Raw genomic sequence first — 24,818 nt, forward strand, 5'->3', positions numbered from 1 at the left:
TCCTACCCCATTTCTCTTTTATAAGAGATTTACTTTTATATCAATAAAATTATAAGCTATGCGCAATATCATTGTAACCACGTTTCTGACCATGGACGGCGTACTACAGTCCCCAGGAGGTCCACAGGAAGACACTACCAATGGATTCATATGGGGTGGCTGGCAATTTGGATATTCAGATGAGCCTTCCAGAGAGGCGCTGGGAAAGATCATGGCAAAGCCATTTGACCTGTTGCTGGGGCGTAAAACCTATGAAATATTTGCTGCCTACTGGCCTTATAATGGAGATAATCCAATTGGTGAAAAGTTCAACCGTATCAATAAGTATGTAGTCGCCACAACGCCTGTTGATACCTCCTGGGCGCATACTACGTTGATTAACGAAGATGTGGTGAATGAACTAAAGAAGTTAAAAGCACAGGATGGACCTGATTTACTGGTAAATGGCAGCGGCCGGTTGATACAGACTTTGCTGGAAAACCGGCTAGTGGATATATTGTATACGTGGATCTACCCGATTACTTTGGGTAAAGGAAAGAAGTTATTTGCAGAAGGAACGGTTGCACAGCAATGGAAGTTGACAGAATCACTGATTTCAACAACCGGGATGATTCTGGCAAAGTATGAACCGGATGGAGAAGTAAGGATAGGCTCATATGTATCTAATGAGGTGAGTGACGCTGAAATTGAGAGAAGAGAGAAATGGAAGAAGGAAGAAGATAAAGCGTGAATTATCAGACCGAATGAATAAATGCTGCTTTGAAATTTGTTCTTCACCAGGCATTCTTATTACAGCCTTTTATGCTGCCAATTTTAACGCCATATTTCACAAGAAGGTTAAGCTTTAATTATCATATTATAATAATGTAACAGTAGGTACTCCTGGTCATTCCCCTGGAAGCTATGAATCGGACAATAAAACCGATAAAATGGCATGCTACTTGGGCTTTCCCCAATCTAATATCGAAGTAACTTTAATTATTACAAAAACTCTAAACAAAACTGGAATATGGGTAAAATTATAGTTAAAGACGGCACAGAGATTTTTTACAAAGATTGGGGAACCGGACAGCCTATTGTATTTCATCATGGCTGGCCTTTGTCCTCTGATGATTGGGATGCACAGATGATCTTCTTCCTGGAGCAAGGTTACAGGGTAATTGCACATGACCGCAGAGGCCATGGTCGTTCTACACAGACCGCGACTGGCAATGAAATGGAAACTTATGTTGCAGACGTAGCAGAACTGACCAAAGCACTTGATCTGAAAGATGCAATTCACATCGGTCACTCTACCGGTGGCGGTGAAGTTATCCGCTATGTGGCAAAACATGGTGGTAATGGTCGTGTTGCGAAAGCCGTACTGATCAGTGCTGTGACACCTATCATGGTAAAAAACGAAAATAATCCTGATGGTGTTCCAATCGAAGTGTTCGATGAAATCCGTGAAAATACGGGTACTAACAGAGCTCAATATTTCCATGATTTTCCAGATGCATTCTTTGGTTACAACCGCGCAGGTGCAAACGTAAAACAAGGTGTAAAGGATAATTGGTGGCGTCAGGGCATGATGGGTGGTATCAAAGCTCATTATGACTGTGTAAAGGCGTTCTCAGAGACTGATTTTACTGAAGATCTGAAATCCGTAGATGTGCCTGTACTTGTATTGCATGGTGAAGACGATCAGATCGTTCCTTACAAGACGACTGCCCTGGCGGCAGCGAAACTGCTGAAGAATGGTAAGCTGATCACATATCCGGGTTTCCCACATGGTATGCCTACTACAGAAGCAGCTACTATTAATAAAGATATATTAGCATTTATCAAGGGATAACAGGCGAATCAAATCCAATAAGAAAAAAGGCAATCAGTGATGGTTGCCTTTTTGTTTTTAAATATTTTCTCAATAAGCCATTAGCGCTTGAAATATTCTAAGTAGGCCACTTCATAATTGGAATACAGACCGTATGCGAGGCTGATATAATTAGTGCATTATCATGTAAAGACCGATAGATTAGCCGAAAAACAGACAGAAATGTAATATGGAAGTATATGTTGTTCTTTAAACGAATGAAAATACAAACAGCACGATTGCTACCACTGGAAACAGGTAATAGACAGGGCAGGTAATTTTTTGAACAAAGGGTTAATTGATGTAATATACAGCATGGAATATACAGTAGAAAAGTTCATTTGGACAGAGGCCGATTTTGAACAGATGGGTTGGCATGATGTGACGATTTATCAGATGGCTATGACTGGTGATCTTGAATTTGACATCGACTATATTTTCAAGTGGAATGAACCGGAGGTAAAAGGATTCAGGTATACTTTCTGGATAGCTCCATGCACAATGGCTTTTAAGCAGATTCGGGAATTGAGATTCGATATAGATGTGGTGAGGAGCGATGGGTATCAGATTGACTATATTGAGAGAAAGGATGATGACCGTTGGACGATAGTTACCCAAAATGGAGAGATTTCATTTATCAGTGAAGGGTATGAGATGTTTGTACGGCAACAACCTACTTTTCAATATAACAAGTTTATCGGACCAACAAGGGACGGGTATACACTGGAGAGAATCACAAATCAACCCAATCACTATCTGAATCATGAAACCTATATTGAAAAAAGAAGGCAGGAAGCAGAGTTGTTTGGATATGCACAAAAGCGCAAGCAAAAAAAACTGGATCTGGAAGCGTTGGAAGAGAGTCGGCTAAATGGGGAAATAGACACAAAAGAATTCTTACGTCTAAAAAAAGAATTGTGGACGGCAATAGAAGGATATGGTTATTGGCTGAAAGGAACTCAGTTTGAAGACGCCTGAGTTTAATTTCAATTCACCAGTTTACGGATATCATTGATCACAATTTCTTCCACGGATGTCAGCGCCTCCTCCGGTGTCATCCCGTTCATGCCTGTATCTCCTATCCTGGCTCCGAACACTGTAACCGCCCATTCCGCGACTTCCGGCTGTGTGTCTGTATGTTTCAGCGTGGTTTTACAGTTTTCCAGTTCCTGTACGACCCTTTCCTTCCCATATCGTTCTACGCATAATCTGATGTACATTTCATGGATTCTCGAGCTCCAGGACTGGACATTATCCAGTTGTGGCTTCAGCATGTTGATAGCAGCATCAATATCGTGGAGTTGTTCATTGGCATAAGCTCCCAGCATGGCGGTATTCACTGAGATCTGGCAATAATCATTCATGTCTGAGGTTTCATAAAGGCGTTCTTCCAGTTCTGCAGGATAGGCTGCTGCTATTTCCTTAAATGCATCTGTAGCGTCTTTTCCCTTGCTTTTAAGGGACTGGGCCCTTCTGGTGAGGATGATCAACCTGGGCGGTGCGTAGATCTCAAAATCGTGCTGCATATAGGCAAAAATGCCTGTCTGAATAGCGATAGTATCTAACGCATAGCTGATAGTCTCTACGGTATCACCGTGTACAATGACAGAATCACTCTGATGGTACAGGTTTTCCAGCAGTTCATAATCGAATGAGAACACCTCTTCCGGAGGATTGGAAGTATGTCCACAGGCTATGAGGATTCCAAAGAAAGGCAGCAGGTATAGGAATTTCATGGCGCGAAGATAAAAGAGGCCGTATCAAAAATAAATTTTCTCTGGTTTAATTCGATTACCTGATGGCGGGAGTGGTCATTTGTTTGATACTCAATGCCTTTTACTTTTGATACGCCCTCCTTTTTTATTTCATGTAAATCTTATCGAGGAAGAGATACCTTGCTCTGTCGGTTTCTTCTTTTTGTTCACTCTTCACATTGATATCCATATAATTGATTCGCTTGCTGTCTTTTGTAATGGGGTCCCATTGAGGTAATCCATTGCCATTGGGGTTGCCGGTTTTAATAAAGTTAGCAAAGTAATCCAGCATGGTAGCTGATACTTTGTAGTCATCAGCGGTCCAGGCGTATACTTTGTTACTATACAGGTTACCCAGGGCATATTCAATTTCAGAGGCGTGAGCTGCACCAACGGCGGGATACTTAGGCGGTGCAGGTTTTTCTTTATCGCCTTTCTGTACGCCTCCGGCCAGGCCAGGGGTTGCGTTACCCATTTTAGGTGTCATGGCCGGACGTATGCGGGAGAATACATACCGGTATACAGGTTGACCACTGGTTTTGGCTTGCAGGTCGGCCCATTTCCAGGTGCTGTATACAATAAAGCGGTCACTGGCTAGTGCTGTGGCCGCGCGAACTGTTTCTTCTTCATTGTTGGCCGGGTAAAGTTCAAGGATGCCTGCGGCCTTATCACCAAAAGTTCCGTTAACTATCTTTTTATAGTTTTCAGGTGTCGGGGCTTCTGCCCTCATAATGGCCTGAAAAGGTACTTCGGCAGAATTCCAGCCAACCAGCAGGGGGACCTTTGCCTGCTCTCCTGCTTCAAAGATTTCAGGCAGTGAGCGGGGAATGAGGTAGCCATCGATCGTGGCAGAGGAGTAAGGAGTGGCGACAGAGAATACTGAATCCAACAGTTTTTCTGCAGGAATCGCTCTTAGTGCTTCCAGGGTGTTGGCGTTCATTTTTTCAGAGAATGCTATACCATGTGTTTCTGCTTCTTTCAGTGGAACAGGATACAAGGTTGGGTTGATGGCAGCACCACTCTCTCCTATTGCACCTGCGATGAGTCCTTTGGACAATGGGGAGGCCATTTGTACCGAAACCGAGATAGAACCTGCAGACTCGCCTGCAATAGTAACTCTGGAAGGGTCACCACCAAAAGCAGCAATATTGTCGCGAACCCATTCGAGGGCGGCATGTTGATCAAGGTAACCGTAGTTGCCGGAAGTATGATGAGGAGATTCCTTAGTAAGGTCAGGATGTGAGAAGAAGCCAAAGATACCAAGACGGTAATTGATGGTAACGGCTACAATGCCTTTTTTCGCCATACTGGCGCCATCATAACGTGGTTCTGACCCGTCGCCGGCAGCGAGGCCACCGCCATAAAAGTAGACTAGTACCGGTAATTTTTCCTTCCCTGTCCTGGACGGTGTCCAAACGTTCAGGTAGAGACAGTCTTCGCTCATGCCGGAAGAGCGGAAGGACATGTCGCCAAAGATGTTTTTCTGCATAGCATTGTGACCGAAGTGATCAGCTTTGCGAATGCCTTTCCAGTTTTTGGCAGGTTGTGGCTCTTTCCATCTGAGCGGGCCAACAGGAGGTTCGGCATATGGTATGCCTTTAAAAATTAAAATAGCGGATCCCGGTTCCCGTACTCCCTGAACTACACCATTTTTGGTGGTAATCTGATCTTTTATCTGACTAAATGAATTCAGAGAGGCCAATTGTACCAGTACGCCTAGTGTCAAAAGAACTCTTTTCATATTGCTCGGGTTAAATGTAGACTTAAAGTACGCAATAAATGAACGCGATTTTAAGAAACTTTCTTACCGGGCGTGTATGCTTTTTATAAGACAAAAAAAATTACCACTCCAACAGTATGTATTGGCAGTAGCATCAGGATTATAATCGGAAGCAATCATTTCTCTTGGCAAAGGCCCTGAATTCTGGCCCAATATCTTACGGGATATTGGTGCCGGAATTCAGACCATACACCATATAAGTGAGACTTATTTTAAAGGTGAAGTGAAATTACTTGCCTGATAAATTTCTATCCAGACCACTTGGGGATAGGTAGAGTCCTATACCCTGAAGGTATTGGTACTCCACCGTTATCAACAAGGCTTGCACCCCAGTGCATGCTTGTTGGCGCCAGCTTGGATCCATCAGTTGATCTGGGGTCAGATCCGTTCCTGGCAGTAAGTTTATCAACTGTTTCGTTTTCGAAACTTAGGTCTACATAAATAAAGTTAGTTAGGTAGATCATTATAGTGAATTGATTAATGAACAATTTTATTCGCACAACTTGTACTTGCAAAAGCATGTGGTTTAGCCCGGAAGCTGAATCCCATTCCCGTGATATAACCCATTGCTTCTTTCAGCGCATCGTTACTTTTGAAAGCTGGATTCGTATTGATGTCAGCGTGTATCTCCATATCTACACTGTACTTAGTAAAGAGATGACACAGTGAATAAGCAATCTCTATACTCTTGCCTACCTCTGCCAGCATCCTTTCTTTTATACTCATTTTGCGGGTTGAAATATCATTTAATATATACATAAACCCTCCTTTCCCTTTCCGCAGGAAAACGATTACAGTAGCGAATTCCACGATTTTTCCTTTCTTCTGACTATCTGTGCCTATGCACACTTTCAGTGCATTGCCATCGCTATTCCCGGCTGCCAGCACTCTTTCAATTTCATCTTCGATAGGGCCTGTGATTTCCATCCCATTGAGCCTTCTCCAGCTTCTTACAGTTTCCATTGCTATGTCATGTTTGTTGTTTGCGTTTTCTTTTTAAAGTTCGTTGTTTGTTGGCCTGACTGGATTTGAACCAGTAACCGTTTGCGTATAAGGCAACCGCGCTAACCATTGCGCCACAAGCCAGTAAAAGGCATAAAAAAACCCGATCGCTTGATAACGACCGGGTTCTTTTTACTGAGCACATAATGTTTCATTATGTCCAGATATAACTAGGTCGTTGATATATTTCCGGCTCGCGCTCGCTATCATTGTTGTATTTACGATCGTCACCAACTGGCGCATCAAATCCAATACTTCCACGTTTGCTAACTGTTGATATGTATGCACACATCTCCCCTGCGCCTGGTCTGTGTAGACCCGCGAGCATAGTGAATTGTATGGATATCAACTGCATCTGCATGCGCATTTGTTTTTCGGTTTATAAATGAAAAAAGCCCCGCAATTTCTTGCAGGGCTCTCGTTATATTGAATTAGTTAATTATACTACTTCGTTACATAACACACCCCGCGCACGGCGTCGATCTCCAAACCGACTGTGTCTATATTTTTTATTACGAGGTACTGCATCTGTGAATTGTTTAAATAATTTTGTCGATGCAAAGATGAAATAAATTTTTCATTCTACACAAATATTTCGAAATATTTTTTTAGCTTGAATTGCTTTCCTGTAGCTAATTAACGGAAATTTAAATTGTTGTTGACCTGAAAATGCAAGAAAAAATTATGAGAAATATCATCACAGAGAAATTGTCAATGATTGAAAAAAGTCAGGGTGTAAAAATCATATATGCCTGTGAGTCAGGAAGTAGAGCATGGGGCTTTGCTTCGCCTGATAGTGACTATGATGTCCGATTCATCTACATTCGCCCATTAAATGACTACCTGAGTATTGCTGAAAGACGAGATGTAATAGAACTACCCGTGAATGAAGTGCTCGACATCGGGGGCTGGGATTTACGCAAGGCTTTACAACTGTTTTTAAAATCGAATGCACCGTTATATGAATGGATACAATCACCTATACATTATATACCTAACAACGAGCTCAAAGGAGCGTTACTAACGCTGGCAAATAAATACTTTTCTGCGAGAGCAGGTTGTCATCACTATATTTCTATGGCGAAAAATACTTTTGAAAACGACTTACAGGGCGAACAGGTCAGGATCAAAAAATATTTCTATGCATTGCGTCCTTTACTGGCAGCAAAATGGATCATAGAGAAAAGTGAGGTGCCTCCCATGGAGTTTCATATCCTTAGAACTTTGATCAATGACCTGAAATGGCAGGAATCTATCAATGCATTACTGTTACAAAAGCAGGCCGCTGATGAAAAGACCACGATCTCTCCTGTTATGTCCCTTCAACAATGGATAGCTGATACAATTCAGTATTGTAATGAGAAGGCCGCGACATTGCTGCCCTTGAAAAATGATACAAATGAACTGGATGCACTGTTCAGAAAATATATCCGTCACTATGACCTTTGAACAATTAATGAACGAGCCGCAACACCTTTTAATGAAGGCTATTAGCGGAAGTCGTTCCCAACAGCTACATACCGCTACTTCTGATACAGACCTGAAAGGTATTTATGTATTACCCCAAACTGAGTTGTATGGATTTACTTTTACACCTCAGGTATACAATGCCACAAATGATGAAGTGTATTTTGAAATAGGCAGGTTCCTGGAGCTATTACAGAAGAATAATCCTAATATACTGGAGTTGCTGGGCACACCGGAAAACTGTGTGCTATTCCGGCACCCGCTCATGGAACTGATCAAACCAGAACATTTCCTTTCTAAATTATGCAAAGATACTTTTGCGGGTTATGCTGCTTCACAGATCAAAAAGGCCAAAGGACTGAATAAAATGATCAACCGCCCAGCGGAGAAGTCAAGGAAGAGTGTGTCTGAATTCTGTTATGTTATTGACGATAATGGAAGCATTCCTCTCGCCGAATGGTTAGAAAAGTATCACTTTCAACAGGCGGATTGTGGACTTACCAGTGTTCCGCACTTTAGGGATGTGTACCTGATCTATCATCAGCCAGGGGGCTCCCTGAAGGGAATTGTGTCAGGCGAAGATGCCAATGACGTTCGTCTCAGCAGCATTCCCAGGAACCTCTCTCCTGTTGCCGTGATGCAGTTCAATAAAGATGGTTACTCCGTTTATTGCCGTGAATACAAGGAATACCAGGAATGGATTGAGAACCGGAACGACATTCGTTTTCAGAATACTCTCTCCCACGGTAAAAACTATGATGCAAAGAATATGATGCATACCTTCCGCCTGCTAAATATGGCAGAAGAAATTGCGGTTCATAAAAAGGTAATTGTAGAAAGGCCAGATAGGGAGTTCCTGCTTAGAATAAAAAGTGGTGGCTTTGAATACAATGATCTTTTGAATATGGTAGATGAAAAACTGGAACGTATAGAAGAACTTTTCCAGCAGTCCGATCTGCCGGATATGCCAGATGAAGTAAAAACCAATGAATTATTGATTACAATCAGAACAAAGTTCTATAAATAATGGACCACCGCACAGCCATTGCAGAAAAAGGATTTACTGTTGTCAATGACGTTTTCAATACTGCCGCGGTAGAAGCATTGATTACGTGTATAGAAAATACAGATACGGCGAAGGCTACTTTTCGCCGGACGAAAGATCTTTTTGCCATCAGGCAATTCTTTAAAGAAGTCCCAGTTTCCCTACCATTGGTATTCATTCCTGCGTTACACCAGGTTATTGATACGCTGTTTGGACATGGATATCATGTTGTAAAGTCAATCTACTTTGATAAACCCGCAGGATCCAACTGGTTTGTATCTTACCATCAGGACCTGACTATTTCAGTAAAGGAAAAAGCGGTAATGGAAGGTTACGGACCCTGGACTGTAAAACAGGACCAGTATGCCGTGCAGCCACCACTACAAATACTTGAAGACAATTTCACAATCAGGATTCACCTGGATGATACCGACGAAAATAATGGTGCATTGCGGGTGATACCAGGCTCCCATCGGAAAGGAATTTACAGACCGGAAGCAATTGACTGGCAAAATGAAGTGGAGGAAACCTGTACTGTACAGAAAGGCGGCTTGATGATCATGCGGCCGTTATTATTACATGCTTCCAGCCGTACTAACAATCAGCAGCCCCGCAGGGTTATTCATATTGAATGCAGCAGGACGGAGTTACCGCTGCCTTTGCGCTGGTCGGAAAAAGTAAACTTACCAGGCTGATCGGCGCCCTGGCAGGTCAGGCCGCCGATCAGATATTGAAGGAAAAGTAGAGAATACCTGCGTAGTTGTCATAGGATAGATTGGAATAATCTAAAAATCGGGTTTTTTATAGGGATAGGAATCATTCATATTTAATACATCCAACTTCTTTCCCGTAACACCGTTTCCTTCTCGATACTGATCTCCTTTGCAAACGGAGTTACCGCATTGCTGCCATCAGTATTAATGTCACCCCGTATCCTGACGAGATAAGCATTTCGGCGTACAGTATTCGCATCAAATGCGAATGTGAAAGATTTGGTTGTAGAAGAATACCCGGGCTGTAGTAGCTTACAGTTTTCTGATAGGTCAGTGAATTTGGTAGCCCCTTTACCAGGATTACAATCGCTGACTGTAACAGAAAGTAGCGGTATGGTTTTCGATGTGTCTCCCGCTGGTGTAAGACTTACTTCCAGGTTTTTCAGCAAGGCGGATTCGTGTACATCTTCGAAGTTGATATTCACCCGCACTTCCTGGTTGGCATTGATCATAAATTCAGGCTGTACTGACAGGTGTCGGCCAACAGTGGTGTATGCTGCTTCCCTGTCATATACAATGATAGTATCGAATTTGTAAGCAAGTAAAACATAGCCTCCGATGGCCAGGGCCAAGATTACTAGTGCTATACTTCCGTACCTGATCATGATGTAAAAGTAGGGTGGTTTATGCTCTCTGAGAATCCCTGAAAACAGGGGTTTTGTTTTTTATAGATGTAAGTGGTTGATTATGAGTGTGGTTTTAAGGTCAAGACAGAGCGGCTTAAAAAAGCCGCTCCTCAATCAATGACACAAATTTGAAAAGGTGTCTTAAACGGACGAAAAGCGGTAAAATTCGTATTGTCGTTATTGTTAAATCGACAGTATAAAAGTCTACGGCAACTGCGCAGTTTTTTTGCGCAATTAATTATTTTTCCTACTTTTTGAAAAATATCCCGGAAATGCCTGCTAATAAGAACGCTTTAATCCGATATAAAACCATTGACGCCTGCTTAAGGAACCGACGCAGGAAGTGGACGCTGGAGAATCTGATAGACGCGGTATCCGATGCGCTGTACGATTACGAAGGTATTGACAAAGGTATCAGCCGCCGTTCCGTGCAGGCAGATATTCAAACTATGCGCAGTGATAAGCTGGGTTATAACGCACCGATCATTGTAGTCAATAAGAAATTTTATACTTACGAAGACCCGGATTATAGCATTACCAATATTCCGTTGAGTGAACAGGATCTGGGAAGAATGAATGAAGCCGTCGAAATCCTGAAACAGTTTAAAGGTTTTTCCCACTTCACCAACCTGAATGAAGTAGTACAAAAACTGGAAGACCACGTTTATTCTGCCGCAAACCATACAGCATCTGTAATTGATTTTGAAAAAAACGAACGACTGAAAGGGTTGGAACACCTGGAGATTATTTACCAGTCAATTATCCAGCAGAAAGCAGTCACCATTACCTACCAGTCATTCAAAGCCAGGTCAGAGAGCACGTTTGAATTTCATGTGTGGTGGTTGAAAGAGTTTAAAAACAGGTGGTTTGCCGTAGGGGTGAAAAACAAAAACGCACAAATCCAGAATCTTGCCCTGGACAGAATAGCATCCATCTGCTTTTGTCCGGAAGCTTTGTATGTGGAAAACGGCCGCATCACTCCTGCGGAGTTTTACCAGGACGTAGTTGGTGTCACAGTTTCCAATGAAAAAAGCGCAAAGAATGTAAAACTATTTGTTAGCCAGGAACATGCGCCTTATATTGCCACTAAACCCATGCACCATTCCCAGGAAATTATTGAACAAAGAGCGGATGGAATAGTTATAAAGATCAAGGTACAGCTGAACCTGGAACTTGAAAGAGAAATACTGGGTTATGGAGATGGAATGAGGGTGTTAGCACCTGAAGGCCTTAGAAAGCGCATATATTGGAAGTTTAAAAATGGAATATCCGGTTATGAAGAGGAAGGAAAGGAAGCCGGCGCAGCTTCATAATTAATTATAGTGCTCAGGAGTACCATACTCTACCCAATTCCACAAAATTGAACGAATGAAGTGTAAGATCATCTCGCTGTTTTTTCTCATGCATTATGGGCTACTCCATGCTTTCCCAAAAAATGACAGCCTCCTTAAACAGTTAAATCATACGATTGAACAAGCATCCACATATGACGAAAGTAAGCTCAGACAGATCAATGCACTGAGAGCTGAACTGGTGAGCACCCACTCCCTCTCCCTTAGGGAACAATTCGATATCTGCCAGCAGCTATACGAGCAGTTCATGGTCTTTAAATTTGATTCTGCATTTGCCTACGCCCAGCAACTAAAACTACTGGCGGAAAAAATGAAGGATTCCGGGCGTATTAATTATGCCGGCGTCAAATTGGGATTTGTGCTCCTGTCGTCGGGAATGTTTAAAGAAACGGGGGACTACCTTGCTGTTATTGATGTCCGCAAACTGCCTGACAGCGTCAAAGCCGAATACTATGCCTTAAAGAGCCGTTATTACTATGATCTATCCGATTACAGCAGCGACCAGTACTTTGCGCCCGGATACACTCAGCAGGGCGGGGCTTGTATCGACTCTGCACTGGTACTTTTTAAACCCCATAGCTTTAATTATGATTATAATTATGGATTGAAGTATCAGAAAGCAGGAAATCTGGACAGTGCAGCATACTATTATCGCTTAGCAGTTGCTCATAAAGATCTCACTGTGCATCAAACGGCAATTGCGACATCTTCCCTGGGAAATATTTTCATTCGCACCGGCAAAAAAGATAGTGCCATCATTATGATGACCATCGCTGCCATGGCAGATATTCAATCCAGTACCAAGGAAACTACTGCCATGTTTATCCTGGCAAGTCTTCTATTTAAGGAGCAGGATGTAAAAAATGCCTCGCGATACATAGAATATGCCGTTGCCGATGCTTCATTTTATGGCGCGAGACTCAGAAAAGTGCAGCTAAGTGCCATTGTCCCTATCATAGAAGGTGAAAAGATCAATACTGTAGAAGGACAGAAAAAAATGCTGTTCGTATACGCCACCATTGTCACCCTGCTCCTGCTGGCCCTGGTATGGCTGGCCATCATCATTCTCAAACAATATAGAAAATTACAATCCGCACAGCAGACTATCACAGCAGCCCATGCTATCCAGCAGGAAATTAACGAGAAACTGATGGAAGCGAATAAAATCAAAGAAGAATATATCGGTTACTGCTTCCAAATCAATTCTGCCTACCTGGACAAAATCAAAAAATTCAAGAAGTTGGCCGACCAGAAATTGTCGGACAATAAATATAGCGAAGTCAAATACCTGGTTAATAATATAGATCTGAAAGATGAAAGAGAACAGCTGTTCAAAAATTTTGACAGGATCTTCCTCCGGATCTTCCCCAACTTTGTTACAGTATTCAATTCTTTCTTCAAAGAAGAGGATCAGATCAAACTGAAAGAAGATGAACTGCTGAATACAGATCTTCGTATTTTTGCCTTGATAAGAATTGGTATTAGTGACAATGTAAAAATTGCCCAGATCCTGGAGTACTCAGTTAATACAATTTACACCTATAAAACCAAGATCAAGAACAAGGCAATCATTCCAAAAGAGGAGTTCGAAGAGCGGCTAATGGACATAAAAGCACTATAATAACCATTATATATATAAATTTTTAATTCGTCATTAAGTATTTGACTATTAATTTATTAGTTATGAAAAAGACCCTGTTCTGAGTTTTATTTTCTATATAATGGCCATATAAATTGTCGGCCTCTTTTTTCCGTTTTATTATTGAACCATCAACCAAATTTATTGACAGACTGTGTTGTAGGTAATAGTAACCTGTAGTGACCGGACGCGCAGTATTTTAAAAATTCCAGTTATGAAAGAACCAGTTGTGATGACAGTCTGATAAAGACGCAAAACTTTTCTTTCTCTTTTTTCAATGGACTATCGTACGTCAGCATGCCTGACCGTACCCTTCATTCATTACATATGGCATCAATATTCCACAAACCAATAAAAACTGAACTATGACCAATCTCCTGTTTTGTAAGGTGCGGCTATTATGCTCGTTATTACTGCTAGTAGCAGGCATAGCCAGCGCCCAGAACCGGCCCGTCACCGGTAAGATAACAGACGAAAATGGCAACCCCGTTCCAGGTGCTACCGTCCAGGTAAAAGGTACAAGCACCGGTACCGCTGCCACAGCAGATGGTACTTTTAAATTGAGTGTTCCTCCGAATGGTACTACGCTCGTTATTTCTTTCATCGGTTATAATCAGCAGGAAGTTGCTATAGCCGGTAAATCTGAATTCGCTATTTCACTGGTCCCTTCCAGCACTACCCTCACCGATGTGGTGGTAGTCGGTTATGGTACTACCCGCAAAAAAGACCTGACAGGCTCTGTTGTCTCTATCAAGTCTGCCGATTTTAATAAGGGGATTGTCACTGCGCCCGATCAGCTGATTCAGGGTAAAGTGGCCGGCCTCATGGTTATGAATAACAGTGGCGCTCCGGGTGGTGCGACTACTGTAAGGATCCGCGGTAACTCTTCCGTAAGAACCGGTAACCAACCTTTATATGTAGTGGATGGAATGCCGCTTGACGGTCGTACGGCCAAGCCCTCTGTAAACGCAAATGGTCTGGGTCAGACCCCAGATGCCAACCCCCTGAATTTTATCAACTCCTTCGATATCCAATCCATGGATGTATTGAAAGATGCATCCGCTACTGCTATTTATGGTGCCAGGGGCGCCAATGGCGTAGTGATCATTACGACTAAGAAAGGCCAGCCAGGACCAACCCGGTTGGATGTGAACTATTCTGCTGGTTCCAGTAGTATCCTCAAAAAACTGGATGTACTGGATGCCGCAGGTTACAGGTCAGCGCTGAAACAATACAACCTGACTTCAGGAGATGATGGAAGCAGTGTGGATGCGATGAACAGCATTCTCCGTACGGGTATCACACACAATGTGAATGTGGCCCTCAGTGGCGGCAACGAAAACAGCGGTGTATACCGTGCTTCATTTGGCATGCTCGATCAACAGGGGATCGTCAAGAAAACCGGTTTGAAAAAGTATACCGCTAATCTAAATGGCCAGTTCAAATTGCTGGATAACCAAAGGATAGGTATCGACTACTCTATTCAGGCAGCACATACTACTGAGCAGATAGCGCCAATTACAAACGATGCCGGTTTTACAGGTAGCCTCATCGGGCAGGCCCTGCAATGGAATCCAACACTTGCTCTTCGCAAGCCAGATGGCTCCTTTAATATATTAGGTGCCGGTTCTGCCATCAACCCGGAGGCTATGTCTGCCGCGTATGACGATGGCGTAAATGTCAATAGTATTCTGGCGAACCTCTCCCCTTATATTAAGATCACGGATGACCTGGAATACCGTTTCGTATACAGCATCAATCACCAGGTAGGTGAAAGGGAAACACAAATTGCTTCCTTTATTAATATTACCGGTGTACAGGATAACGGACAAGCCTATTATGGTGTAAATACGCTGACCTCCCAGTTATTTACCCATACCCTGAACTATAATAAGCAGGTGACCAAGGCCCTCTTCCTAAGTGCGGTAGTAGGTTACGAAAGCCAGCAGTTCAATTATAAAGGACGTAGTATGGGCGGCCTGGGCTTCACTACCGACGCACTGAAGTATGTAGATATCCTGCAGAACCCGACCCAGACCAATACATTCATCTCTTCATTTAAGAACCCAAAGTCAGAACTACAATCTTTCTTTGGCAGGGTGAACCTGAACTTCTTTGACAAGTACCTGCTGACTGCTACCCTGAGAGCAGATGGTTCCAGCAAGTTTGGAGAAAACAATAAGTATGGTTACTTCCCATCTTTCGCCGCTAAATGGAATATCGCCAATGAACCATTCCTGAAAGATAATAAGACTGTCACCCAGCTGGCATTGCGCGTAGGTTGGGGTATCACCGGTAACCAGGAATTCCCTGCCGGAGCAGCACAGGAACAATATACCCTCAATTCAAACGGAGGAGCCAGTTTAAGTAACGTGGCAAATCCTAATCTGAAATGGGAGAGTTCTAAACAGTTGAATGCAGGTATTGACTATGCATTTTTCAATGGCAGACTATATGGTAGTGTCGACTATTTCAATAAGAATACCACTAACCTGCTCTTCAACTTCCCTGCTATTCAACCCGCACCAGCATCCAACTACTGGATCAACCTGCCAGCAAACGTGATCAACAAAGGTTTTGAAGTTGTACTGCGTGGCGATGTAGTAGCTACTAAAGACTTCACCTGGGATCTGGGAGTGAATGCGACCTTCCTGACCAACGAACTGAAGAACTACGACGGACCTCCGGTACTGACAGGCTCCATCAGTGGACAGGGGGTATCTAATGCTTATGCACAGCGCCTCGTGAACAACATGCCTTTGAACTCTTTCTATGTAAGACAGTTTGAGGGCTTTGACGACAATGGTCAGGGCGTATACAAAGATAATGGCAACAGTATGTACTTCCTGGGACAACCTAACCCAAAGACCATGATGGGGATCATTACCTCCGTGAATTACAAGAGCTGGACCCTGGGCGTTAATATGCACGGTGCTTTCGGATTCGATATCTATAATAATACCGCCAATACGGTATTGCCAATCGGTAACCTGGGTTCCAGGAATATCGCTGCCAAACTGGTGGGTACCAAAGAAGCACTTTCTAATCCCATTACAGTATCCAGCCGCTATCTGGAAAAAGGCAATTTCATGAAAATGGACAACGTGACACTCAGTTATAAGATCGGGAACATCGGAAAGGTGATTAAAGGAGCTTCTGTATACTTAACGGGTCAGAACCTCTTTATCATAACGAAATACACCGGATTTGACCCTGAAGTAAATACTGATAAGAATATTAATGGGGTTACATCTCTGGGTATTGAATACTCACCTTATCCAACAGCCAGGAGCATTCTCGCTGGTATCAATTTCTCGTTATAAATCACTGACCAAAAATTACTGACATGCGATCCAAAATAGCATATATCATATTAGTACTGGTTATAGGTGGAATGGCGTCCTGTACAAAACTGGACGAGAAACTCGGTTCTACCTTAACCAAGACACAGGCTGATTCCGTGATTAAAGTAGCTGCACTGCTGGTGACTGCCTACGATGGACTTCAGTTACCTTTTCAGGACCAATCCAACTATTGGGCTTTATGTGAAATGACATCTGACGAAGCAGTTGCTCCTACCCGTGGGGGTGACTGGGACGATAATGGTGTGTGGCGTGCACTGAAGCTGCACAACTGGAATTCAGATCATACATTCATTGGTAACTCATTTACCAATATCCTGCAATTACAGTTCCTGGCTACGAACGTATTAAACTTTCATCCCAGTGATGCACAGGCAGCAGAAGCCCGTTTCCTCCGGGCATTCTCTATGTTCGCTACCCTGGACGGCTGGGGACAGGTACCTTTCCGTAATCCGGGAGATACCCTGCTGAATGCACCTAAGGTGTTAAAGGCAGGTGAAGCAGCAGATTTCATTATTAGCGAGTTGGAAGCAATTATTCCGATATTGTCTGATAGTGCAAAAGCTTATACAGCTAATAAAAATGCAGCCCGGGCACTGTTGATGAAAGTATATCTGAACAGAGGGGCTTTCCTGAACAGGCAATCACCCACCTTTGATGCGGCTGATATGCAAAAAGTGATTTCACTGGCAGATCAGATTATCAGCTCAGGGAAGTATAGTATCAACAATAACTTCTTCGCGAATTTCGCCTACAATAATGATGTAGTAGGTACAGAGAATATCTTCACCCAACGTAACGGGCCAGGTATTAGTACTGCCGGTTCCCGGGGTGGAAACAACGCATTCTGCCGTTGGGCACCCACCCTTCACTACAACCAGGACCCCAGTGGATGGAATGGTTTTACGACTATTTCTGACTTTTATGACAAGTTCGAAGCTACCGATACCCGCAGAGGCGGTAGTTATGCTGGTGTAACAGACGTAACAGGTCTGAAAGTTGGCTTCCTGCTGGGCCAGCAATATGGTGCCGGTGGTGTAGCATTGCAAGATAGAAAGGGACATCCCCTCAGCTTTACAAGGGAGTTAAAGTTGCAGGAAACTGATCCCGCGACCCTTGAAGTAACAGGTATTCGTGTGGTGAAATATCCGCCTGATCTGACTTCTAAAGAATCCAGGAATAGTAACAATGCGAGTAATGACTATGTATTCCTGCGTTATGCAGATGTATTGCTCATGAAAGCGGAAGCAATGCTTCGTACAGGAGATGCAGCCGGCGGGTTGATAATAGTAAATGACCTGCGTGTAAAACGCGGGGCGACCGCCTTCACTTCGCTGACCCTGGATAATCTGATCGACGAAAGAGGCCGTGAGATGTACTGGGAAGGTTGGCGCAGAGAGGACCTGATCCGCTTTGGCAAGTTCCTTGAAACATGGCAGCTGAAACCATCTGATGATCCTAAATATCTATTATTCCCAATTCCCACCAGCGACCTTTCGGTTAATAAGAACCTGGTTCAGAACCCGGGTTATTAGTCACAAACATCAGCTGACGGAACTGTACCCGTCAGCTGATGTTGTTAAAGTCATCATATGAACAGATTAGTTTGGATTGCTATAGTAGTGTTGACGACACTATGTAGCAACAGGGTTCTCTATGCCCAGAATGGTGTCGTGAATGCAGGCGATATTAAGCAGGTGCATATTGGCAAAGGTCAGGTGAATCTTACTACAACACATGCTTATGCACAGATAAGCGTATATAATGATAGTGTGATCAGGGTAAGAATGGATAGAAAGCCACTGGGAGATGATTTCTCCTATGCAGTGATTGCACATCCATCTCCTGTTACTGCTACAATTAAAGAAGCTGGTGATCAGATCACCATACAAACAGCGCTCATACAAGCCCGTATTCAAAAACGGCCTTTCTCCATTTCGTTCTATACCCCGGATGGAAAAGTTATTAACGAAGAAGAACGCGGATTAACAACTTCATGGGTGGATAATACAGTGACGGCCTACCGGAAAATGCAGGTGGAAGAACGCTTTATTGGATTGGGAGAAAAGAACGGGCCACTGGACAGAACAGGCGCCGGATATACTAACTGGAACTCCGATGTATTTGGATATAGAGCAGATCAGGATCCGCTGTATAGTACCATCCCTTTTTATATCGGCATTCATGACGGGTTAAGTTATGGGATGTTTTTAGATAATACTTACCAATCTGATTTCAATTTTGGTGCGAGTAACAATCGATTTTCATCGTTTGCAGCGCGAGGGGGTGAAATGAATTATTACTTTATACATACGCCTTCCGTAGCGGGTATCATTCAGGCTTATACAGGTTTAACCGGCCGGATTCATATGCCGCCGTTATGGAGTTTAGGGTACCAGCAAAACAGGTATAGCTATTATCCTGATCAGGAAGTGCTACGAATAGCACAGACACTGAGAGAAAAGAAAATTCCGGCAGATGGAATTACACTGGATATCCACTATATGGATGCGTATAAACTTTTTACCTGGGACAAGAATCGTTTTCCTGATCCTGCCGGGTTAATTAGTCAACTGAAACAGCAGGGTTTTCAATTGACAGTTATTAATGACCCCGGAATAAAGGTAGAGAAAGGATATGCCGCGTATGAAAGCGGGGTGAAGGAGAATGTGTTTATCAAATATGCAGATGGAGAACTATATACCGGTCAGGTATGGCCGGGTTGGTGTCACTTCTCAGATTTCACGAGTGAGAAAGGGCGGAACTGGTGGAAACAGCAATTGAAATCCTATATAGATGTAGGCGTAGCTGGTTTCTGGAATGATATGAATGAGATTGCAACCTGGGGACAAAAGATGCCGGATAATGTGTTGTTTGATTTTGATGGACATGGTACGACTCACAGGCAGGCCCATAATGTGTATGGACTGGAAATGGCAAGGGCTAGTTATGAGGGTGCCCGGGCTGCAATGAATAAGCGGCCGTTTATATTGACCCGGGCTGGTTATGCAGGTTTACAACGTTATACGGCTATATGGACAGGTGATAACAGAGCGGAAGATGACCATATGATGGCTGGAATACGGATCATGAATAGTCTGGGAATCAGTGGGGTACCATTTACAGGGATGGATATCGGAGGTTTTACAGGCAATGCATCGGTAGGATTATATACAAGGTGGATGCAGGTAGGTGCATTTCTGCCCTACTATCGTAATCATACAGCCGTTAATACGAAATCGGCAGAGCCATGGACATTTGGCGAAGAAGCATTGGAGGTATCGAGGAATTATATCAACCTGCGCTATAGGTTATTGCCTTATATCTATAGTGTGTTTTATGAAGCGATGGAGAAGGGATTGCCAGTGATGCGTTCATTGGCGATCAATTATACGCAGGATGCACATGTGTATGATCCCCTGTTCCAGCAGCAGTTTCAATTAGGTGATGCTTTTATGGTTGCACCGTTTGAAAGTGATCAACCGTATGGAGCTATTTATTTTCCTCCAGGAGGTTGGTATGATCTGTATACAGATGAGCAGATAGCAGGTGGGCAAATAAAGATGAATACATTGGGTATGCATGAGCTTCCGGTATACATAAAAGCGGGTAGTATCGTACCTATGCAGTCGCTGGTACAATCAACAGCGGAGCAACCGAATGATACGTTGTACCTGCATATATATAAAGGTGATACAGCCAATGCAATTGTTTATTATGAAGATGATGGACAGACATATGATTATGAAAAAGGGAGTTATTATAAGCGCACTATACACTATGAACATCAACTGGTCCTCGACAAAGTAGAGGGCAGCTACAAATCGAAGTTTAGTAATATCAGTTTGATATTACACGGATTTGGGGCATTGCAGCAGATAAAGGTGAATGGTGCAATACAATCTTTACAATCTTCCGGCATCAGTTTCCTCGATCCTATTTCCCGTTTCGATCCACAGGGTGGGTATGCCACAGCAGCTGTTTGCCAGGTGCAGGCGCTAAGCATAAAAAATAGTGCGGATAGGATAGTGGTGGAATTTTGATGCAGCCTGTTACCCGGTTGGGGGTAGGAATTGGTTGCCTCCACCGGGATCAGGCAAGATTAACGGCTGGCCAGTTTGAACTGGCCGGTCTTTTTTTATTTGTTAGTGAACAGAGTGAACAGTAACGTGAAGGAATGAATGAAATGGTATGAGGAAATGCGAAATATGAGATGTAAATTCGTAGAGTAAGAATGATAATTGTTAACCAAAACCTATGTAAAGATGACACCACAACAACATATATGTACACCTACGTTTCCTGTTTCATATCATTTGTCCAATCGGCGTTTCAAGAAGGAACTTTCATCATGGTTATTTAGTTCAGATTTGGTGAATTCAAAATAGGGTATAGCATTTAAATATCCCGGGAATTATTCCTGATGCCTGGTCTTTAACTCATTTTGAAGTTGAGGAATGGAGTGGCATTGCTCTTCCGAAAATGAAGAGAGGGTGCCTGTTACCAAGTGTATTGACAGAACCATTGATAGCAATTCCTGCTGTCTTAAATAAAGCTTTTTATTTTGGGTTAATACATAGATGTTTTCATGCGAGTTAATCATAACTATTAACAACAGCATAATGCATGCTAATCCGGGCTTCAATCCTGGAGCCTGGTATCTTATCAGCATGAATAGACTTTGTCGGGTTATTTAGTTCGGTAATGGTTAATTCACGCTGCTCTGTTTAATGCAATTGGATCCAAATCAATTGAATTGAATTGAATACTACTCGATACAATACATTGTAATGCAATGCAAATAAAATGCAATACAATATAATGTAAAACAAGTGTAGTGCAATGTAATACAATGCAGGTAGAGCCAAGTAGAGGTCGATATCATACCATTCAATTCAATACGTCAAACCAGTTGTATTGATCAAACTGGATGATCTAATGATATAATCATTTTTAATTTTTGATTGTGATTCTCTTTCCAAATAGGGGATAAATAAAGTATGCTTAACCGGATACTATTCATGGTAGCCGGCAATTTTTAAACTAACACCATTCAAAAAAAAATTCTAAATGAAAAAAAATGTTCATACAAGCATATTAGCGTAATCCTTGTACTATTCATAGTATGAGGTCCCTGTTCAACAAAAAGTGTCTATATAATAAGTAACAAAATCGAGGACCAAATAAACGGGGACCATTCATGGTTCCTGATTTAATCTATCCCTTACCTATACAATGGGAAAATATTTCGTATTTGTCATAATGATTTAAGTTGTTACAAAGGCTCAAATTTAATACAGCAAAGACTAGTCCTGGTTTTTGAATCGGCAGTTGATTTAGACTGGTAATAAAAAACCGGGGATTTTCGCAGATCCCCGGTCTTATTACCAAACGCAAAAAAAAACTCCAAAATGCCGTTTAAATGCCGATTCATACAATCGGATTTATTAAATCAAATGGGTACAATCTATAGCCAGAATCAGATTATAGAACCAGACCCATTTGTCGTAATGTATTCCGTCAGGTTTTTTGAACCAGATTTATAGAATCTAATTCATTCAGTTATATGTTTAATCAATTAACAGTATCAGATTCAAAGAATTAGCAGCCTTCATTCCAATACCTATAATCAACTACATGCTATCAGATGCATTCAAATTCATTTTACAAACCTGCTCTTTAATGATGCCATTTGCCCAAAGTAATTGCTATACACTCGCCTTTTGCAATGCCTGCAATACCTCCGGTGTCACCCCGCCAAACAACGATACACCAGACGCTCCATTCTTAATCGCCAATCTCACACCCTTCTCCAGATCATCCATGTTATCATGAAAATCCGGTAAATACAACCCTGCATACAATGGGAAACGACCATCCAGCCCTCTGATGCCCTCAGCCACTGCATCTCCAATCCAGTTCACGTCTTCCTGATAAAATCCATGATAGATCATCGGACAGACCGCATTCAATGGCCAATTCGTCCAATCCTGCCTGACAATACGTTTTGCAATTTCTGGTGTTGGAAACACAGCCGCCGAAATAGGTTTCTTATATTTCTTCGCTACCCCCGCCAGATTTGTTACAACATTTGTTATACGGTCATACCTGAACTTACGCCAGGAAGGGATCTGATCCGGATGTTGCAGTTCCAGCGGATCTTTACCATGCAACTCTTTATATTTATTTCGACAAGTGTCGCAATAACAGAAATCATAATCTGCCAGCTCTTTACTCTGATCAATACCGTAATTACTCCAAAGATTCACCGGCAGTATAACGTCACAATATCTGACATAATCAAGATGTAATCCATCTACATAATCTTTCGACAATACTGCTTCCGCCTGCTCCTTCAGGTAATTGATCGTCTCTGGCTTACTTGGACATAACCAACGATAGTAATCTACATAAGGAGGATGTGTCGCACAGCTTTCTCCTTTGCGATTCTGTGCATACCATTCCGGATGGCTCCCCAGCAACTCCTTCTCTCCCCTGTTCATTGTCCAGATCCAGCGGTGTGCTTTAATACCATTCTCCTTTGCAATTTTAAAATGTCGTTCGCTGTCTGCTTCAAACATAATGTCGCCGATACCTGCTTTTTTATAAGCAGCATATCGCTGACGAATTTCTGCATCCGTATCCTTTTGGTCAGGATTGATCCAGACACGATGCTTGATTTTTGCTGGCGCAGTGCCTTTGTCTGCCCTTTCCGCCTTCACGATAGCGGGAAGTCCGGCGCCCATCATGGCTACGCTGCCGAGACCTACTGACTTAAGAAAATTACGTTTGTTCATAATGTTGGACCTGTAATAATGTTGTTAGTGTTTTTTGGTTGTTACTCTTCCTTCCTGATCGATACTGGCTTTGTGCACGCCCGTTTTATCGCTGATTGTCGCAGTATACTGTCCTGAAATAGCTTCCATAGACAATGTATAAGCAATACCATTTACTGTAAATGTCGTATCACTGATGCCGAGTTCACTAAGTGACACTGCATAACGGCCGTGTGACTGACGATAGGCATTTTGCTGATGATATATCTCCCAAAGCTTTTCCTTTGCTTCCTCAATAGCAGGGATCGATAATTTAACTGGTGTGCTGCCAACAGGACGTTGTACAAAGAAAAGGTAACCCCATTTCTCCGGTGCATGCATATTAATGATACCCTGTGGAGACCATACCCAGTTATGTTCCGGCAATGGTTTGCCAGTAGCTTTGTCCGTTCGCTTTACATATTTTCCATTCACGATATCAGTGTCCCATTCTACTCTTGAGAAATTGATACGCCACATGGTGCTGTCTTTTATTCTTATATGCTGGTTGAAGAAACCAAATGCGCTAAAGGGAATAGACATTTCTACTGTCCATTTTTTGTCTTTGTCGCCCGGTTTATTCAGTGTACCATCAATATGGGTGGCTGTGCGCATGCCTTGTGCATCCCAGTTCATAAGCGCATCACCGTTTTCACGATAAGGTTTAGGCATGAACAAATCCATTACAGTATTAAATGGATTGATCTCTAATTCAAAATATTGATGCGTGTCGCCATCAGGGTCTACGAACACTTCGAAATCATTGTCGTGGTAGATAATGGTATCATGTTGGTGTAAAGTAGCCCAGATATTTTGATCTTCCAGTTCAGCGAAAATGTATAAATGATCCTGGTCCCACAGCATTTTCAACCTGGTACGCATCGCGGGAGCCGGTTGTTTGTCCCCTTCTATGTCTGTAAAATCCTGACTCCATTCCGCCTTTTGCCAGGCGGCTTCGTCTGGTTTTCCATCCAGTTTAATGGGTGTGGTGGTCTGATAAACATGATATTGTCTTGGCGCCAGGTAGGCAGCTTTCTTTTGTGCATAGGAAGGGAGGCTCAGACACGCCAATCCCAATCCTGTAATCACATGACGGATAAGTTGAGACATGAGTTAAATATAATAAAAGTCGATTTTGGTTTTATAGGTTTCTCAATGGATGGTAGGAATTATTGATGAATTAATAATATTCTATCACTTTGGGTGATTATCAAATGGACTGATTTAACAGCAGCAGGGTTTACTCCTTTGGTGAAATGTGATACGTAGCAATTATCCACCCATCAGGCCAGTTACCTGTCCATTGAGACAACTTCCCTACAGGGAGAATACTTGTGCCTCCCTGGCAAAA

17 protein-coding genes and 1 tRNA gene are annotated in these 24,818 nt (G+C 42.7%); 11 read left to right on the forward strand and 7 right to left on the reverse strand.

Translation table 11 applies throughout. From position 1 onward, the window contains the following. Nucleotides 1-58 precede the first annotated feature (58 nt). From ABDW33_RS09085 to ABDW33_RS09095, 3 genes are all read left to right on the forward strand, one after another. A complete protein-coding gene (locus ABDW33_RS09085; protein WP_343689742.1) occupies nt 59-730 on the forward strand; it encodes a dihydrofolate reductase family protein in 672 nt (223 codons plus the stop codon). Nucleotides 731-1,009: 279 nt separating this feature from the next. Beyond that, the gene (locus ABDW33_RS09090) at nt 1,010-1,834 is read left to right on the forward strand and encodes an alpha/beta hydrolase (RefSeq protein WP_343689743.1); all 825 of its coding nucleotides are present in this window, start codon (nt 1,010-1,012) and stop codon (nt 1,832-1,834) included. A gap of 333 nt (nt 1,835-2,167) precedes the next feature. Next, entirely contained in the window at nt 2,168-2,830 is a 663-nt protein-coding gene (locus tag ABDW33_RS09095; protein WP_343689744.1) for a hypothetical protein, read from the forward strand. A gap of 8 nt (nt 2,831-2,838) precedes the next feature. Here ABDW33_RS09095 and ABDW33_RS09100 read toward each other — a convergent pair whose 3' ends face one another. From ABDW33_RS09100 to ABDW33_RS09115, 4 genes are all read right to left on the reverse strand, one after another. After that, nucleotides 2,839-3,588 carry a hypothetical protein gene (locus ABDW33_RS09100; protein ID WP_343689745.1) on the reverse strand — a complete coding sequence of 250 codons (750 nt, stop codon included), beginning with the start codon at nt 3,586-3,588 and terminating at the stop codon, nt 2,839-2,841. Nucleotides 3,589-3,712: 124 nt separating this feature from the next. Beyond that, nucleotides 3,713-5,347: a carboxylesterase family protein gene (locus ABDW33_RS09105; RefSeq protein WP_343689746.1), complete on the reverse strand. Its 1,635-nt coding sequence runs from the start codon at nt 5,345-5,347 to the stop codon at nt 3,713-3,715. A gap of 516 nt (nt 5,348-5,863) precedes the next feature. Then, nucleotides 5,864-6,349: a ribonuclease H-like YkuK family protein gene (locus ABDW33_RS09110; protein WP_343689747.1), complete on the reverse strand. Its 486-nt coding sequence runs from the start codon at nt 6,347-6,349 to the stop codon at nt 5,864-5,866. 50 nt (nt 6,350-6,399) lie between these two features. After that, nucleotides 6,400-6,472 (reverse strand) — tRNA-Ile (locus ABDW33_RS09115). Nucleotides 6,473-7,072: 600 nt separating this feature from the next. Between ABDW33_RS09115 and ABDW33_RS09120 the strand changes: the two genes are divergently transcribed. Genes ABDW33_RS09120 through ABDW33_RS09130 form a run of 3 tightly spaced genes read left to right on the forward strand, consistent with a single transcriptional unit; the run spans nt 7,073 to nt 9,595 of the window. Next, nucleotides 7,073-7,837 carry a nucleotidyltransferase domain-containing protein gene (locus tag ABDW33_RS09120; RefSeq protein WP_343689748.1) on the forward strand — a complete coding sequence of 255 codons (765 nt, stop codon included), beginning with the start codon at nt 7,073-7,075 and terminating at the stop codon, nt 7,835-7,837. Next, on the forward strand, nt 7,827-8,882 hold the full coding sequence (locus ABDW33_RS09125; protein WP_343689749.1) for a nucleotidyltransferase domain-containing protein: 1,056 nt from the start codon (nt 7,827-7,829) through the stop codon (nt 8,880-8,882). The genes ABDW33_RS09120 and ABDW33_RS09125 overlap by 11 nt, the downstream gene beginning before the upstream one ends. Beyond that, nucleotides 8,882-9,595, forward strand: a complete 714-nt coding sequence (locus ABDW33_RS09130; protein WP_343689750.1) for a phytanoyl-CoA dioxygenase family protein — start codon at nt 8,882-8,884, stop codon at nt 9,593-9,595. The genes ABDW33_RS09125 and ABDW33_RS09130 overlap by 1 nt, the downstream gene beginning before the upstream one ends. Nucleotides 9,596-9,726: 131 nt before the next feature. Here the strand turns inward: ABDW33_RS09130 and ABDW33_RS09135 are convergent, their stop codons facing one another. After that, the gene (locus tag ABDW33_RS09135) at nt 9,727-10,245 is read right to left on the reverse strand and encodes a hypothetical protein (RefSeq protein ID WP_343689751.1); all 519 of its coding nucleotides are present in this window, start codon (nt 10,243-10,245) and stop codon (nt 9,727-9,729) included. Nucleotides 10,246-10,571: 326 nt separating this feature from the next. On the opposite strand from ABDW33_RS09135, the gene ABDW33_RS09140 reads away from it, so the two are divergent. From ABDW33_RS09140 to ABDW33_RS09160, 5 genes are all read left to right on the forward strand, one after another. Continuing rightward, nucleotides 10,572-11,612, forward strand: coding sequence for a WYL domain-containing protein (locus ABDW33_RS09140; RefSeq protein WP_343689752.1), 1,041 nt, complete (start codon nt 10,572-10,574; stop codon nt 11,610-11,612). A 55-nt stretch (nt 11,613-11,667) separates the two neighbouring features. Beyond that, nucleotides 11,668-13,272, forward strand: coding sequence for a DUF6377 domain-containing protein (locus ABDW33_RS09145; protein WP_343689753.1), 1,605 nt, complete (start codon nt 11,668-11,670; stop codon nt 13,270-13,272). A 383-nt stretch (nt 13,273-13,655) separates the two neighbouring features. Then, entirely contained in the window at nt 13,656-16,613 is a 2,958-nt protein-coding gene (locus ABDW33_RS09150) for a SusC/RagA family TonB-linked outer membrane protein (protein ID WP_343689754.1), read from the forward strand. 23 nt (nt 16,614-16,636) lie between these two features. Further along, the gene (locus ABDW33_RS09155) at nt 16,637-18,187 is read left to right on the forward strand and encodes a RagB/SusD family nutrient uptake outer membrane protein (RefSeq protein ID WP_343689755.1); all 1,551 of its coding nucleotides are present in this window, start codon (nt 16,637-16,639) and stop codon (nt 18,185-18,187) included. A 57-nt stretch (nt 18,188-18,244) separates the two neighbouring features. After that, complete coding sequence (locus ABDW33_RS09160) at nt 18,245-20,695, forward strand: TIM-barrel domain-containing protein (RefSeq protein ID WP_343689756.1); 2,451 nt, start codon at nt 18,245-18,247, stop codon at nt 20,693-20,695. 1,665 nt (nt 20,696-22,360) lie between these two features. Here the strand turns inward: ABDW33_RS09160 and ABDW33_RS09165 are convergent. Together ABDW33_RS09165 and ABDW33_RS09170 are read right to left on the reverse strand one after the other, a co-directional pair. Then, on the reverse strand, nt 22,361-23,449 hold the full coding sequence (locus ABDW33_RS09165) for a family 10 glycosylhydrolase (RefSeq protein WP_343689757.1): 1,089 nt from the start codon (nt 23,447-23,449) through the stop codon (nt 22,361-22,363). A 24-nt stretch (nt 23,450-23,473) separates the two neighbouring features. Further along, nucleotides 23,474-24,577: a carbohydrate-binding family 9-like protein gene (locus tag ABDW33_RS09170; RefSeq protein WP_343689758.1), complete on the reverse strand. Its 1,104-nt coding sequence runs from the start codon at nt 24,575-24,577 to the stop codon at nt 23,474-23,476. Between the last annotated feature and the right edge of the window lie 241 nt (nt 24,578-24,818).

This window comes from Chitinophaga sp. (assembly GCF_039596155.1).
Lineage (GTDB): Bacteria > Bacteroidota > Bacteroidia > Chitinophagales > Chitinophagaceae > Chitinophaga.